This is a genomic window from Flavobacterium sp. WG21 (assembly GCF_000335775.1).
GTDB lineage: Bacteria > Bacteroidota > Bacteroidia > Flavobacteriales > Flavobacteriaceae > Flavobacterium > Flavobacterium tructae.
In genome coordinates, this window is the sequence record NZ_AMYW01000014.1 from 58,156 (window position 1) to 72,104 (window position 13,949).

A 13,949-nucleotide genomic window follows, 5' to 3' on the forward strand; every position below is an offset into this window, starting at 1 on the left:
TGTGGTGTTTTTAGGATACAGCTTTTTCTTTGTATTTAAAATCTACTTCCAAACTTTTGCAATAATTTTCAAAGTCTCTTAAATTTTCAATGGCGTTGTCTTCGTCAAAAAAATCTTCTAAGGGATAGCTTTTGAAAAGCATTATTTTGTCCTCTGTTTTTTTGTGACCTTCTTTGTCTAAAATAAAATGGTCATCATCCCAGTCTTTTCCCCATCCATTCCAAATATTTTTTCCAACTACAAAAATCAATTTTGTTTTAGAATTTTCAACTGCGTCAAAAGAACTAACTTTTGTTTTAAAAACGTTACCCTTTTTTCTTGTTTGAAAGAATCCGGTATCATTTACTATAAATACGGCAAAAGTCTTTTCATCTTTTCTTCCAAAGTTAAATTCGTAAAAATACATGCTAAGCCAATCCCAAGCCCATTGGGTTAATTTTCCCGTACCATTATTTGGACTTCCATTACTGAATTTGGAGTAACCTCCATTATAACTATAACCGTAAGAACTTCCAATGAAATCAACTAAATCTAAAATTCTTGTTTGATATTCAAATAAAAGACGATAAGCTTTGCGTACTTCTAATAAGGTATCAGTATTATTTTCTGACATAAGGGAATAGATTTTCTGAAGATTGATTGTGATTTGACTTTTGAACATTTAAGTTTTTGAGCCACCTTTTTTTGTAGTATTGATGAAGTGCAAAACCATTGATTGAATCTTCAAGAATACGGCTGTAGGCGGTAAAAATACTACTATCGCTATTTTTAACCCGATTGTTTTCTGAAACTATTTGTTCTAATAATTTTGACCAGTTGGTTTTACAAATCACAACCTTTTTGTCGTGTATGCAATAATCAGGCTCGTCGTTTATATGGTGTAAACCTCCTAATTGAATAAAATATAAGGGCTTGCCCTCATGATCATATTCATTGTAATAAGCCTGAATTTCATTTTCCATTTGAGCGCTGCTTTGTTGCTTTTCATTGCGTCTTTTTGCTTCAATAATGACATCAAATTCATTGAATCGCAAAAAAAGATCAGGTTCAACAAAATTAGAATTAGAGGTGCTTTTAGATTTCCATTTGTCCCAGAATGAAATAGACAACGCATTACCTGAATCTGCAGGTAATTTATCGTGGTACAGTGAACCCTTAAGAATCGACCAAAACATTTCTACAGGTAAATATTTTAGTGTATCAAAAACTACCGCTGTTAAGCTATCTTCACATGGGCCCAAAGTACCCTTTCTTTTGTGGAAGTATGAAATCATATAATATTATTTTACGCAAGCATTACCCCAAACAAGCCTTTCTTAAAGCTTTGTATTTCGTTCATTTGATGTTTGTACTTTTCCTCAGTACCTTATCGGCTAAATTGATTATTCATATTTAACCATTGCCTGACCATAAACCAGATAATTAGAATCGTTTTTTGAAATTGACACCCCGCCTTGAGGCTCATATCCTTTTTCTAAATAGTATAGTACACTTTTTTCAAAGTCAGTACGGAAATTTTCAAAATCAAGACTTTTATTATTTTCTACTATGACACTTTCTTTAATTTTTAGCTTCTGCAATTCATTTTTGATAATTGCAATTTTTTTATCAAGCGCGGCAATTTCTTTTTCTTTTATTTGAACTTCTTTTTTAAGTTCTGTTCTATAATATTCATCCTCATTTTCATTTAAATAATCATAATAGGTTATTCGTTTTAACGGATGTGAATCATTGTGCTTCTCTTGATAGAATACAATATCATCCCCGGATACTTTATAGTTTGAAAAATCTCCAATTGTATTCAAAAGGTGATTGATATAATTAATTACTTCCTGAAGAAGCATTTTTTTGTGTTCAAGAATTAAAATTTCATTATCTAGATTTTTAATATGTAAGGCCACTTTAAGCTCCTCTCCTTTATGTGTTATAGAATAATACGGAGGATCTTCGTGTCTAACTTTCACAAACTCTACAACAATATAATCTATAATTTTTCTATTCATAATTACACAAACATTTGCTGCAACAACCCTTTTTTAAACGTTTGCGTTTGGGCTATTTGTTGGTTTACACTTTCTATTTTGGTATCGATACTTGATAAAAAGGCGGCTATTTTTTGTTGCTCTGAAATGCAAGGAAAATCAAATTTTAATTTTTCAATTGTTGATTTTGATAAGCTAGGCACTCCTGAAGCTTCATTGTGTAATTTCCAATTTATTTGTTGAAATACACAGTAAATAAATTTAGGAGTAGTATTTTTAAAACTATGTGTATAAAACAAAGTATCTACAGTCCAAAATTTACCATCGAAATAAAATGGTTTGTCTATTGTCCCTTTTCGTCCAATAAATACGGTCTCCCCATTATGAAGATATTTGTTTACAGAAAGCATATAACCACCAGTTCCAAAAACTGGAATAGTTCCATTTTCTAAATGCTTATAATCTTTACCACTTCCAATTTTAAGAACATCCCCCAACTTCTTCTCCTCCCAATCCGGATAATCCTCTCCATTCTCATTTTTAAACCGCAGCTTACCAGAAAACAATTGCTGCATGATACCTTTTTTGTATTGCTCTAATATTATTTTTTTACGAGAAAGTTGCTGAATTTTTTCATCGACCGCACTTAAAAAAGAAGCTATTTTTTGTTGTTCTGGAAGTGTTGGAATACTTATTTTAAAAAGATTAATTTCTTTAACTGTTAATTGCGGTTGAGCACTACCGAAAGCAATTGTATCAATTATTTTATTTAATTTTGGGGTAACAAAACTGATATAAAGAAAGTTTGAATCAATTAAAGAATTTTCATTTCTAATTAAAACCATTCCCGAATTAATTCTTAAATGATCATATTTTATAGAATTATTATAATAAGCAATATTTCCAACTGAACCTCTTGTTGTTAAAACTAAATCATTCCTTTTGAGTTTTCCTTTTCTTAATTTTTCATCTTTCTCTTTTGTTATAAACATTTTGGTTTCAAAAGAAAATCCATTTTTTGTTACATTTTTTGCATTCATAAAAAGACAGTATCCCTCAAAAGAAAAATCATTTCCATTTGGATAATTTGCTCCTCTATCTCCATCAATAACTTTTAAGTTCCAATTTTCTAATTTTTTGGATTTCCATTCATTAGTAAATTCCTGAAACCTTAATTTTGGCACCAAAGTCTTTTTCTTTTCGTTATGTAAAGTCATTGTACTCATTAAAATGGTGTTTCAATTCCTAGTTCTTTACAAAAGGCAGCTATAGTTGCATCGGTAGTTTTACCAAGCGTTTCCAATTCTCGCAATTCGGTGGTTATAGCTTTTAAATCTACAGCATCTTCTTCTTCAAAAGTATCTACATAACGAGGAATGTTTAAGTTGTAATCATTAGTTTCAACTTCGCTTAAAAGAGCGACATGACTGTATTTGTTTTCAGGTTTACGGTTTTTGTAAGCGTTGATGATTTTGTCAATATCCTCGGTACGCAATACATTTTGGTTTTTTACCTTTTCGTACTGCTGGCTGGCATCAATAAACAAAATGTCTTCGGCATGGGGTCTTTTTTTCTTCAAAACTAAAATACAAGTCGGGATACTTGTTCCGTAAAATATATTAGCGGGTAAACCTATTACGGCATCCAGATAATTTTTTTCTTTGATCAAATATTGGCGAATGTGTCCTTCGGCAGCACCGCGAAACAAAACACCGTGCGGCAAAACCACCGCCATCGTTCCGTTATCGTCTAACTGGTGCACCATGTGTTGTACAAAAGCAAAATCGGCTTTGCTGCTAGGGGCAAGTTTTCCATAGTCGGAGAAACGCTCGTCGTTCATGTGTAAAGGACTGGCGCTCCAATTGGCCGAAAAAGGTGGATTGGCCACAATGGCTTCAAAACGCTGGTCGTAATGCTGTGGGCGTTCTAAAGTATCTTCATTTTTAATATCAAAACGTTTGTAATGCACGTCGTGCATAATCATGTTCATACGACATAAGTTGTAGGTGGTAGGATTCATTTCCTGGCCGTAAAATTCACACTTACTTTTTACTTCTTTGGCTACACGCAATAACAAGGAACCGGAACCACAAGTGGGGTCGTAAACATTTTTCAGTTGATCTTTACCTACTGTAACCAATTGTGCCAGAATACTGCTCACTTGTTGCGGTGTATAAAATTCTCCTGCTTTTTTTCCCGCTCCGCTGGCAAATTGTCCTATCAAATATTCGTAAGCATCGCCCAGTACATCGCTGTCGGTATTTTCCAGATCAAAATCGATCTCGTCAAGATGAACCAATACTTTTACGATCAATTCGTTTTTATCGGCCTCAGATTTTCCTAGTTTGTGAGACGTTAAGTCCAGGTCAGAGAAAAGGTTTCCAAAATCTTCTTCGCTTTCAGAACCCATTGTACTTTGCTCAATATGCGTGAGTACTTTGGTTAAATCACCCAGGATAAAATTGTTTTTTCCGCCTGAGTTTCCTCTTTTGGCCAATTCCGAAAACAATTCTGATGGTTCTAAGAAAAAGCCCAATTTATCAATCGCCAATTGTTTTAACTCTTCCATCAGCAAAGCTTCATCGGTATGCCCGGGAACTTCCTGAAAAGTTAATCCGTCTGGTTGTAGTATTTCGTTGGCGTACAAATCCATTTTTGTACTCAGGTATTTGTAGAAAATAAAACCTAATATGTAATCTCTAAAATCATCGGCATCCATTTTCCCACGTAGGGTGTTTGCGATATTCCAAAGTTGTTGTTCTAATTTTTGTTTTTGTTCGGCTGCCATGAAGCAATTATTATGGTATTAAATCTAAAATCGTAAAGAGTGCTAAAATATCGAATATATATGGAAGCTAAAAGAGGAAAAGCGTAAAAAAATAAAGAATTCTCTTTCTTCTGAGTTATTGTGGTAAAGTTGTAGTTTATGGTAATTATTTTAAAAGTACTGAGACTTTAAAGCATTGTTTTAACAAAGAGAGAAAACAAAAAAAAAGACCGCAATAGCGGTCTCTCGTAATCATAACAAAAATGGTTTTCTATTTCTTCAATAGCTTTTCCAAATATTCGATTTTATCTTTTCAGCTTGTAGTAAGCGTTCGTAAAGCTTTTTATTCTCGTCTACGGATTCAATTAATTTATCAAGTGGGTTGAAAGTACATGTATTATTGTTTCCAAAATTAGAACCTTAACGAATACTAAAAATCTCTTAAGTTTGTTTATAACTGTATAGATGTGTCAGTTACTAGTTAATTCTTTTTTCTTAATCCAATTTACATCATTGGGAGTAATAGATAGAATATCAACTGGTCCACCTACTGTTTTTATTCTTTGTTGAAATCTGAATGTTTCAATCGTTGTATTAACAGCATAATTTGAAAAATCAATTGCATCTTGTAATGTAAAAAAATTGAATGGAATTCCCGATGACTTTAGATCAGTGAATATTCCATTTTGTTGTATTTTGATGTCAGTTAAAAGTCTTGTCATTACTTCGCTTTCTCCTCCCCAATTTGCACCAAATTGTATTTTCCCATCAGTTTCATTAATTCTTGCAGTTGTTGAGTTATTAATATCTAATAGATAAAGATATGGAATAGATATTCTATTTTCAATTTTATATCCGGCTAGATAAAAATACGTTTTTGGTTTTCCAAGGGGATCTCCAAAAAACTCGTGAAGAAATTTTGGTATATCATCTATTTCTGTTGTGTCGTTAATTTTTTCTTCTATGAATTGATTTATATATCCAGAAATCGGAATACCATTAACATCTGCGGCACCGAACGTAGCAAGTCCAAATTTATCTTTAATTGAGAATACTTTTGTATTAGTGTCTGTTGCAATAATAGAAAAGTTTTTTTCAACATTTGAACTGTCTTCTTTTTCATTCCAACTTAATGTTAGTCTGCTATCTCCCGCAATTATAATTCCCTCTGGTACATATGTTGATATGATTAATGACATATTTGATTAATTTAATTTTTCGTGAATAAAATTATAAATAATTAAGGAATATCTGTCTTTTGAGTTTTAAATATGGCTTCGGTTTTTATTAAAACAATAAGGCTTAGATAATGATAACATTTTAAAAAAAAACACACAATCAGCAGTCTCTATTCGTTATAATAAAAAATAGAATTCTATTTCTTCAATAGCTTTTCCAAATATTCGATTTTATCTTTTTCAGCTTGCAGCAAGCGTTCGTAAAGCTTTCTGTTTTCTTCAACAACTTCCATCATTTTATCTAGAGGATTGAATGTACAATGATTTGATTGTGGTGCATTAAGAATAGTACCACTAATATCATTATCATATATGTTATTGAAATAATTAAACACCCCTTCTTCCGAAAAATTTTTAATGGCTTCCACAGTTACACCCAAAGCTTTTGCAATCTGACTTAGTTTTTCTTCATCAACGGTTTCACTGTTTTCTATAATAGAAATCGCCTGTTGGTTGGTTCCTAAAGCCTGTGCCAAAGCTTCTTGTTTCATGTCTTTCAGTTCACGAATACGGCTAATTTTTCGGCCTATATGGTTGGGTTTCGTTTGTGTGCTCATAATTCAAAGATAATAATTAAGTATAATAAGAGGCAAGATGTATGAAACATATTTGGTTGTGTAGCATACAGCAAAAAATAATTGGCGTTTCTGTAATCTATTCTTTTCTTGCGACTTGTTAAACAAAAATACACTTTTTCTTATATTTAAAAAATAACAGCCACAGATTATCAGATTCTCATAGATTTTTTAATCATTTTAATCCTTTAATCTGTGGCAAGAATAAAAATAAAAAAACTATTATGGAGCGAAATGAAATGGAGAATCTGGAGAAATTTAAAAAGTTAACGGCGCGTTATTTCCACACCTTAAAGCCGGGGGAAGATCAAACACAAAGCAATACGGCTCAACTGAAGTTTGTCAATTATTATGAGCTGGGTTGTGTGATTACCAATATGCTCAGGTTGTGTATAGTGGCGTTGGATGAACATGCACCTAAGTTTCAGGAGACAGAAAAAAATGAAACGATTAATGTGGGGCTTATTCTCGAAACCGTTTTGCAGCTGTTTCCTATGGATGAACTTGAATTTTTGAGCGAACTGAGTCAGTTGCTGGCTACCGAGTCGTAGAACGGTATTGAAAAAGACATGGCGAGTATTTTTGTGACAAAATAATAAAATAAATGATTTTGTCACAGAAGTTGTGACAAAACAAAAAATAAAATTAAATTTGTCACAGTTTTTGTGACAAATTTAAACAAAAAATAAAATTTGTCACAGGAATAAAGTGTACTAACCAAATTAAAGTGGGAGTGATGAAAAAAGAGAAGCAAATTGTAGAACTTTTAGGGATCAAACAAGAAAATATGGCCATGTTGTTGCAAGTTACACGCAGCAATTGGGCGATGTATGTATCAGGTAAACGTGATTTATCTGTAGCAGCTAAACTAAAACTGAGTGAAATGCTTGCTTTTGTGAAGCAATTGGACGGGCAGGATCAGCATAATTTTGAGCATATCGAAACTCAGAGAGCAAAAACAAAAAAGTTTTTAGAAAAACAACTAATAACCAATAAACACAAACAGCTGGTTACATTCAAAAAACTCGAGAGTCATCAAAAAAAATACGAGGCTACACTCATCGCTTTGCAGCTCTCCGATTTCTTAGCAGCCAAAGAGGAGCAGACAGTTTTGCAGGTTATTAGAAACAATGCCAAAAAAGATATTACCAAAAATGGCTTAGATGTGCAGGAGCCCTACGTACTTAAACTCTGGGTACTGCAACAAGAGGAACTAAAGCTGAATGAGCGGCTGTTGAGTTATTAGTTGTGAGTTGTGAGTTGTGTAGGTTAGCCGAATGTCCGGCTGAGCGAAGTCGAAGCTGGAGTTTCCGATTAATAATTGATAATTCATAGTGGATAATCTACTTTTTTTGGATAAAAAAGTTAATCTTTTTATAAAATATTTCTTACAGATAAAAGGTGTTTTGATTTTTAATACTATTGTAGTATAAATCTTAAAATATTAAAGACATGGCTTATTCTATCAAAAGAATTACAACAGCAGCAGACTGCGACGCTTTATTGATGTGGGCAGAGAAAGAGAAGGCAGAATTAACTTTTAAAAAGCTTTCTGAAGATTATCAGACCACTCGGTTTGAAACTTCGTCTTTAGAAATAGAAGCAATATTAAAGGGGGTGCTCGCCGAACTAAAGGCTGCAGATGTTGTACTTGATGCACTACCGGATGGTCCAACTAAGGAAGACGAGCTTAAAAAGAAGGTAAAGTTAGAGTATAAAAAATTCTTACTCGAAAATCGAAAAGTAAGTTACGGAGTAGTGGCCTTGCTGCAAAAAGAACTGGACTTGCAACGCGTAAACAATGAATTGGAGGAAGTAGAAGAGTTTTTAAGTACTATTACCGCTCATAAAACTACCTTGTAACAGTTTGTAAGTATTAAAAAGAGGGTTGTCTGATAAAGACAACCCTTTTTTATTGAACACTTGTACTAAATAGATTCTCTTCTTTATAAATAAAAACGCGTATAAGTACGTATTGGTTCTATATGTTTTTGATCGTACCTTAGTTTAAGATAGTTTAAACTCATCCAATACTTATAAATTATAGTATACCGGGGTAAGTTCTGTTTTTTATTAATATTATCTTCACTACACACGCCTATAAAAAAGCAAATAGTAATGACCTCTTAATAAGTCATAGTTTGCAATAGTATTATTATTCTGGATATATATTTGAGTTACATTTTCCTTATACTTTGCACATAACAAAGATGGAAATTGGTAAAGTTATAATAGTTTTAGTCTCACTTTAGAAAACCTTTTCTTTATAAAATATAGCCGAAATTAAAAAGAGTTTATTACTCTTTCTTTTTAATTCATGTTTCCAAAATATCCTCGGAAGCCGAAAAGAGGGCATCGAGTAGGCGAAATTAAATTATTGAAATTTATGGGAAGTGTTCGTATTAAATTAAGTATTAAGGGAGGTAAAGCACCTGTTCCTGTTTTGGTTTTTATTGACAAAGTTAATAGTAGTCATGACACAAGTATCAAAAGAGATGTTTCTTTTGATGAAACCTTTGTAATTGGAGAAGGGGAATACAATGTGATTGTTTCCGGTGAAAATCCGAAGAAAGGTCAGACCGATGTAGAGGTAAGTTATACAGATAATTTAGGGAAAAACAGTAAGAAATCTTACAATATAACTAGTCCTATTTATTCGAAGATTTTTAAAGTTTTTATATAACCGTAAGCCTATGAAGAGAATATTACTTATTATATCGCTATTACTTAATGTAAATATGCTTTGTCAAGAGCAAATAATTGAAGAAATTGATAATAGTAGAACCGGTAACTTTAAAGATGCGCTTTACAACGTTATTCAGTTGACCACAAAAAATTTTTCTAAAGATGAAAAATCATTAGAATTGAATACTACATTGTTTAAAATCATGTATAATGCTGATATATCAAAATTATCAGATCTCACAATTGAAAAATCTTATTTTTTACGAAATTTTCAAATAAATGCAAAAGTCAATTTAGATGAAAAGTATAAATACACTGGATTTTCGGGAGGTTTTACTTATGCCATTGTCAATGGGAGGGATAGCTTAACAATCAATTTGGCTAAAACTAAATATGGCAAGTATAGAGAACTTTTTATAAGAAGGTTTCAAATTATTCAATCCAAATTAGCGGTCGGTTTAAACGATAAAGAATTAGAAGAATTGAATAAAGCCAGTGAAGATTTGCTAAACGGAATTGAATACAATCCTGCTGACAATACTTATTATGAAAAAATAATAAAGGAATTTGAGAAGGATAAAACATCACTTAAAAATATAGATGAAACGGGCCCTAATAATCAGGACATTTCAAATTATATCAAATCTTTAAGTCAGCTTCGGACTTCAGAGATCGACAAGGCTAAAACTAAACTTCTTTGGACTATTGCTGCCGATGGCTCTACTAATACAGAGGGTAAATTTAATAAATATTCTCTGAGTACAATTCTACTCAAGGGAATTGCAAAATCTAATGAAGAAATTGATGTAAGGTGCACATTTACTTATGCTGATACAAGTTTGGTCAGTATGCCGAGAACGTCTTTAAACGGAAAGGCTGGTTTGAATTTTGTGCTATTGAGAAAGCATCCCGAAAAAATAAGCTGTTTTGAAATTAAAGCTTTGGGGGAGTATAATAAGATTTTTAAAAATGTATTGCCTGATGAGGACCATGAAACTATTACTGCCAATGTAGAATTAAGGATACGATTGGCTAAAGATTTTTGGATTCCAATTACGGTAAAATATGATGTTGAAAATTCCAATGTTCTTGGTTTTCTTAACGTTACATACAATTTTGGGAGTTAACCACAGTTAAATTTAACTATTAAATAGAAACATAATGGAAAATAAAGATATCTGGGATAAATTAAGTACGATAGGTACTTTTTTATCCACTACGGTATTGGTAGTATTTACGTCTCTGGTAGGTTATCAAACTTCAATAATGTCTGATAAGGTTGCCACTTTTGAAAAAAAAATCGATGAAAATAAAATGATTGGAGATCTTATTGAAAAATTTACGCAAGATACTTCTATGAAAAGTAGCATTAGATCAGATTTGGCTTTATTGACGCTGGAAAGGTATTTGAGAAACAATACCGAAGGAGGAGTTTTGAGAGCTCAAGATAAGGAAATGTTAGTTGGTTTTGCAGAATCACTTATTTTAAACACAAAAAAGACAGGTGTAAACAAAGAAGAATTGTCATATAAAGTTCCAAGAGATTTTTTAATGAAGTATGATACTATAAAATGGAACAATATTGTCAGTTTGTATGGGGTGGACAAAACTAGTTCTATTTACCCAACTAATGTAGTATATGACTCAACTATTAAGAACCAACAGCCCGTTTCTCAAGTAGCTGATACCTTGAAATCTACACTCATCACTTCGATACTCAAAAAGATAGTATATATTCAGTATGCCTCAGGTATTAATATTAAAAATGTAGAAAGCATACAGCAAAAATTTAAGGAGAATGAATGGGCCGCACCAAGAATTGACAAGGTTAACGGAAAGTTTAGCAATATTATTAAATACTTTCATGCAGAAGATGAGAGGCTTGCTAAAGAGGCAAACAAATTATTGAATGATGAATATAAGATTGTTAATTCAATTACTCCGAAATATCAAAAATTAGTTCCCATAGGACAAATTGAAGTGTGGACTTCTAAGTAATAAAAGAAACATTGTGTTTTCCCTACTAATAACGTTAAGAAATGATTGGTGACGCACTTTGCGATTAGGCTTTTGCCCTTTTAGGGCGTAAACAATACGAATCACTATTGATAGTGCGTTGCACTCTGCTATTGCTAAAGCTCTTTCATAGCAATTAGCCGAGTAAATCGCAATTTAATACTAGTATGTACTTACTTCAAAGTAATACCAGATTACAACTAAAACTCTAAAACCAAGCAGGCTGAAAGCCTAAAAGCTATAGCATAGTGCAACGTACTATAATCTAAATTTATGACAAATATCGCCCTGAAAGGGCAAAAGCCCAACCGCAAAGAATTGAATTACGAATGAATTACCTGAACAATAAAATCAGAACGCGAATTAGTTCAGCGGTAAATACTTTCCTTAAATCACGTATAAACACTTGCTTGTAAAATATTGATTGTCAGTATATTTGGTAGATTTTAATGCTTTAAATGATGTTGCTTATAAAACGATAAGTAACGAGCGCTACTACTCATTTTTAATCCTAAACAATGACTTCGACATATTGATTTTACGCATAAAGAGGTTCGTATTTGTGGTTTTATCATCCATAAATGCAAAATGAAGATATTGTTTAAAAACTATCCTATTTCAAACTCTAAAAAACAAATCCTTATGAAAATTGACAAAAACTGGCTTGTTCAGGAAAGCCAAGCAGAAAAAATAGTAAAAGACCCCACCTCGAATTTCCAATATCAAATTTCGCCTAAATATTTAATCATACATTACACGGCAGGCGATAAAGCATCGGGGGCGATAACCTGGTTCAAACAGACTCCCGCACAAGGAAATACAGACCGGATTTGTGCTCACATTGTAGTTGACCTTGACGGAACCATTACGCAGCTTGCTCCGTTTAACACCAGATGCAACCATGCCGGTTACAGCAGTTGGGATGGACGAACCGGAATGAATGAGTATGCTATTGGTATTGAAATTGTAAATCCCGGATTCTGTGAAAAATTGACAGATGGCAGTTTCAGAAGAAGAGTAGGCGAGAACAAAGACGGAACACCCAGTTATAAAACATATCCTGCGTCTGAAAAAGACAGAATTGTAAAATTGAAACACAAACATAAATTTTGGGACAGTAAAGAAAATCAGTATTGGTTTAAATATACAGATGCTCAGATAGCAGCGGTCTCCAAATTAAGTAAACTCCTGATTGATACCTACCAATTATCTTTTGTAGTGGGACACGACGATATCTCACCGGCAAGAAAACCGGATCCGGGACCTGCTTTCCCCTGGGATGATTTTAAAACAAATGTTTTTGGAAAAACAGACAATATCGGAAAGATTTTTTTGGTAAACTCAGCCTCTGATGGCGTTGCGGAGTTTAGAACAAAACCCGACAAAACGTCAAGCTCAATCCGAACGTTAAAAAATGGCTATGAAGTAGGATTAATTGAAACTTTCGGACAATGGTCGAAAGTTTACTTAGTGAATGATATTAAAGATATCAAGGATTGGAAACATAGTATTAAAATAGAGGGATGGATACATTCAAGTTTACTAACAAAAAAAGAATAGTATGGAAGATGTTTTAAGTTTTATCAGAGAGTATTCTCAAATTTACAAAATCGAACGATATGTTGCTTTGGCAGTGAGCATCATTACCTTACTGGTGTTACTGGCATTTTTTGGCTACCAGATATTCAGCCACAAAGATGCACCGATTGAAAAGTCAACAGAAATTGTAAATGCATTTGTAGGTTTGGGGTCAACAGGTATTATTTCAGTTTCAATTGGATATATCTTTAAGTTTATGGATAAAGCAATGGAAGCTGCCAGAGAATTTATTAGTAATCGTCAAAATAACTAACGAAAATGGAAAGTAAAAGTAAAAGCGAGAAACTTATTTTTTGGGGCTTTGTTTTTTTGGCTATAAGTTTCATAGGTATGGTCTATTATTTTAGTCATCAGAACGACCTATTGGAAGAAAGAAGAAAAGAAATTGCAATACAGAAAAGTGAACTGAAACTAGAAAGAATTGCAGCAGCAGAAACGAGTAAGAAAAACATGGAGGTTCTAACTAAAATTAAATCACTTAATCCGGAATTGAGCAATAAGATTGATACCCTTGCTATAAAAGCAAGTCAGTCGGTAAAGACGGACATTACCAAAATTGCAATAGAACAAGGTTTTGCGAAATCGGTTGTTTATGTTCAGGTGGGAAGTAATGCTACAAAATTAGATTTAAAGAATAAGGACTTTATCTCTAAGTTAAATGCGAATGGATTTAACGTAATAAATGCCTACGATTTAGAAGAAGGTAAGGCAGACAACAGCATCCGTTATTTTAATAAAGGAGATGAAAATTTAGCAGACAATTTAAAAAAGGCTATTGAAAAAGAATTTCCGGAGATCGTTTTAGAACCAAAGTTTGTTCGGTTAAAAACAAAAGTACCTAACGGGCAAATTGAAATATGGGTAAAATGATGTTTAAGTGAAACTACCATAAATACGTTGAATAATAAGCCTCAATAGAATAATTTCTGTTGGGGTTTTGTGTAAAATATATTTGTGTAATTCGTTTTCAATTATCTTTTGCTTATAATTTTTTAGGAGAAATGATCGACACAGTAAAGAGGGAATTAATTAGCCGTTTATTATTCTAATCGCAATTTCAAGGTTCTAATTTAGGATAATAGAATAT

The 13,949-nt window shown here is 32.6% G+C and carries 16 protein-coding genes and 1 pseudogene; 9 read left to right on the forward strand and 8 right to left on the reverse strand.

Going from position 1 to position 13,949, the window contains the following annotated elements; translation table 11 throughout:
- Positions 1 to 10: 10 nt before the first annotated feature.
- From C245_RS0111830 to C245_RS0111860, 8 genes and pseudogenes are all read right to left on the reverse strand, one after another.
- Positions 11 to 613 carry a hypothetical protein gene (locus C245_RS0111830; RefSeq protein ID WP_017496808.1) on the reverse strand — a complete coding sequence of 201 codons (603 nt, stop codon included), beginning with the start codon at positions 611 to 613 and terminating at the stop codon, positions 11 to 13.
- On the reverse strand, positions 600 to 1,274 hold the full coding sequence (locus tag C245_RS0111835) for a hypothetical protein (RefSeq protein WP_017496809.1): 675 nt from the start codon (positions 1,272 to 1,274) through the stop codon (positions 600 to 602). The genes C245_RS0111830 and C245_RS0111835 overlap by 14 nt, the downstream gene beginning before the upstream one ends.
- Positions 1,275 to 1,382: 108 nt before the next feature.
- Positions 1,383 to 2,003: a DUF1737 domain-containing protein gene (locus tag C245_RS0111840; protein ID WP_017496810.1), complete on the reverse strand. Its 621-nt coding sequence runs from the start codon at positions 2,001 to 2,003 to the stop codon at positions 1,383 to 1,385.
- Positions 2,004 to 2,005: 2 nt separating this feature from the next.
- Positions 2,006 to 3,208, reverse strand: coding sequence for a restriction endonuclease subunit S (locus C245_RS22980; protein WP_017496811.1), 1,203 nt, complete (start codon positions 3,206 to 3,208; stop codon positions 2,006 to 2,008).
- Positions 3,208 to 4,770, reverse strand: coding sequence for a type I restriction-modification system subunit M (locus C245_RS0111850; RefSeq protein WP_017496812.1), 1,563 nt, complete (start codon positions 4,768 to 4,770; stop codon positions 3,208 to 3,210). The genes C245_RS22980 and C245_RS0111850 overlap by 1 nt, the downstream gene beginning before the upstream one ends.
- A gap of 250 nt (positions 4,771 to 5,020) precedes the next feature.
- A pseudogene (locus C245_RS24620) lies at positions 5,021 to 5,163 on the reverse strand (transcriptional regulator); the annotation flags it as partial.
- Between the two features lie 56 nt (positions 5,164 to 5,219).
- Positions 5,220 to 5,948, reverse strand: coding sequence for a hypothetical protein (locus C245_RS0111855; protein ID WP_017496813.1), 729 nt, complete (start codon positions 5,946 to 5,948; stop codon positions 5,220 to 5,222).
- A 176-nt stretch (positions 5,949 to 6,124) separates the two neighbouring features.
- Positions 6,125 to 6,544 carry a helix-turn-helix domain-containing protein gene (locus C245_RS0111860; RefSeq protein WP_017496814.1) on the reverse strand — a complete coding sequence of 140 codons (420 nt, stop codon included), beginning with the start codon at positions 6,542 to 6,544 and terminating at the stop codon, positions 6,125 to 6,127.
- A 242-nt stretch (positions 6,545 to 6,786) separates the two neighbouring features.
- Here C245_RS0111860 and C245_RS0111865 point away from each other — a divergent pair, with 242 nt between their 5' ends.
- The 9 genes from C245_RS0111865 (at position 6,787) to C245_RS0111905 (ending at position 13,732) form a co-directional block, all read left to right on the forward strand.
- The gene (locus C245_RS0111865) at positions 6,787 to 7,113 is read left to right on the forward strand and encodes a hypothetical protein (protein ID WP_017496815.1); all 327 of its coding nucleotides are present in this window, start codon (positions 6,787 to 6,789) and stop codon (positions 7,111 to 7,113) included.
- A 185-nt stretch (positions 7,114 to 7,298) separates the two neighbouring features.
- Positions 7,299 to 7,808 (forward strand): hypothetical protein, encoded by a 510-nt coding sequence (locus C245_RS0111870; RefSeq protein WP_157495841.1) that lies wholly within the window; start codon positions 7,299 to 7,301, stop codon positions 7,806 to 7,808.
- 206 nt (positions 7,809 to 8,014) lie between these two features.
- Positions 8,015 to 8,425, forward strand: coding sequence for a hypothetical protein (locus tag C245_RS0111875; RefSeq protein WP_017496817.1), 411 nt, complete (start codon positions 8,015 to 8,017; stop codon positions 8,423 to 8,425).
- Between the two features lie 523 nt (positions 8,426 to 8,948).
- Positions 8,949 to 9,245: a hypothetical protein gene (locus C245_RS0111880; protein WP_157495843.1), complete on the forward strand. Its 297-nt coding sequence runs from the start codon at positions 8,949 to 8,951 to the stop codon at positions 9,243 to 9,245.
- Positions 9,246 to 9,255: 10 nt separating this feature from the next.
- Complete coding sequence (locus C245_RS0111885; RefSeq protein WP_157495845.1) at positions 9,256 to 10,374, forward strand: hypothetical protein; 1,119 nt, start codon at positions 9,256 to 9,258, stop codon at positions 10,372 to 10,374.
- A 34-nt stretch (positions 10,375 to 10,408) separates the two neighbouring features.
- A complete protein-coding gene (locus tag C245_RS0111890) occupies positions 10,409 to 11,245 on the forward strand; it encodes a hypothetical protein (protein WP_017496820.1) in 837 nt (278 codons plus the stop codon).
- Between the two features lie 660 nt (positions 11,246 to 11,905).
- On the forward strand, positions 11,906 to 12,823 hold the full coding sequence (locus tag C245_RS23700; RefSeq protein WP_157495847.1) for an N-acetylmuramoyl-L-alanine amidase: 918 nt from the start codon (positions 11,906 to 11,908) through the stop codon (positions 12,821 to 12,823).
- 1 nt (position 12,824) lies between these two features.
- Positions 12,825 to 13,115 (forward strand): hypothetical protein, encoded by a 291-nt coding sequence (locus C245_RS0111900; protein WP_017496822.1) that lies wholly within the window; start codon positions 12,825 to 12,827, stop codon positions 13,113 to 13,115.
- A gap of 5 nt (positions 13,116 to 13,120) precedes the next feature.
- The gene (locus C245_RS0111905) at positions 13,121 to 13,732 is read left to right on the forward strand and encodes a hypothetical protein (protein WP_017496823.1); all 612 of its coding nucleotides are present in this window, start codon (positions 13,121 to 13,123) and stop codon (positions 13,730 to 13,732) included.
- The last annotated feature ends 217 nt before the right edge of the window (positions 13,733 to 13,949 follow it).

What these genes read in the sequence shown, in the direction of transcription:
- C245_RS0111830 (WP_017496808.1), bottom strand. Translation starts at nt 613, where the DNA reads ATGTCAGAAAATAATACTGATACCTTATTAGAAGTACGCAAAGCTTAT.
- C245_RS0111835 (WP_017496809.1), bottom strand. Translation starts at nt 1,274, where the DNA reads ATGATTTCATACTTCCACAAAAGAAAGGGTACTTTGGGCCCATGTGAA.
- C245_RS0111840 (WP_017496810.1), bottom strand. Translation starts at nt 2,003, where the DNA reads ATGAATAGAAAAATTATAGATTATATTGTTGTAGAGTTTGTGAAAGTT.
- C245_RS22980 (WP_017496811.1), bottom strand. Translation starts at nt 3,208, where the DNA reads ATGAGTACAATGACTTTACATAACGAAAAGAAAAAGACTTTGGTGCCA.
- C245_RS0111850 (WP_017496812.1), bottom strand. Translation starts at nt 4,770, where the DNA reads ATGGCAGCCGAACAAAAACAAAAATTAGAACAACAACTTTGGAATATC.
- C245_RS0111855 (WP_017496813.1), bottom strand. Translation starts at nt 5,948, where the DNA reads ATGTCATTAATCATATCAACATATGTACCAGAGGGAATTATAATTGCG.
- C245_RS0111860 (WP_017496814.1), bottom strand. Translation starts at nt 6,544, where the DNA reads ATGAGCACACAAACGAAACCCAACCATATAGGCCGAAAAATTAGCCGT.
- C245_RS0111865 (WP_017496815.1), top strand. Translation starts at nt 6,787, where the DNA reads ATGGAGCGAAATGAAATGGAGAATCTGGAGAAATTTAAAAAGTTAACG.
- C245_RS0111870 (WP_157495841.1), top strand. Translation starts at nt 7,299, where the DNA reads ATGAAAAAAGAGAAGCAAATTGTAGAACTTTTAGGGATCAAACAAGAA.
- C245_RS0111875 (WP_017496817.1), top strand. Translation starts at nt 8,015, where the DNA reads ATGGCTTATTCTATCAAAAGAATTACAACAGCAGCAGACTGCGACGCT.
- C245_RS0111880 (WP_157495843.1), top strand. Translation starts at nt 8,949, where the DNA reads ATGGGAAGTGTTCGTATTAAATTAAGTATTAAGGGAGGTAAAGCACCT.
- C245_RS0111885 (WP_157495845.1), top strand. Translation starts at nt 9,256, where the DNA reads ATGAAGAGAATATTACTTATTATATCGCTATTACTTAATGTAAATATG.
- C245_RS0111890 (WP_017496820.1), top strand. Translation starts at nt 10,409, where the DNA reads ATGGAAAATAAAGATATCTGGGATAAATTAAGTACGATAGGTACTTTT.
- C245_RS23700 (WP_157495847.1), top strand. Translation starts at nt 11,906, where the DNA reads ATGAAAATTGACAAAAACTGGCTTGTTCAGGAAAGCCAAGCAGAAAAA.
- C245_RS0111900 (WP_017496822.1), top strand. Translation starts at nt 12,825, where the DNA reads ATGGAAGATGTTTTAAGTTTTATCAGAGAGTATTCTCAAATTTACAAA.
- C245_RS0111905 (WP_017496823.1), top strand. Translation starts at nt 13,121, where the DNA reads ATGGAAAGTAAAAGTAAAAGCGAGAAACTTATTTTTTGGGGCTTTGTT.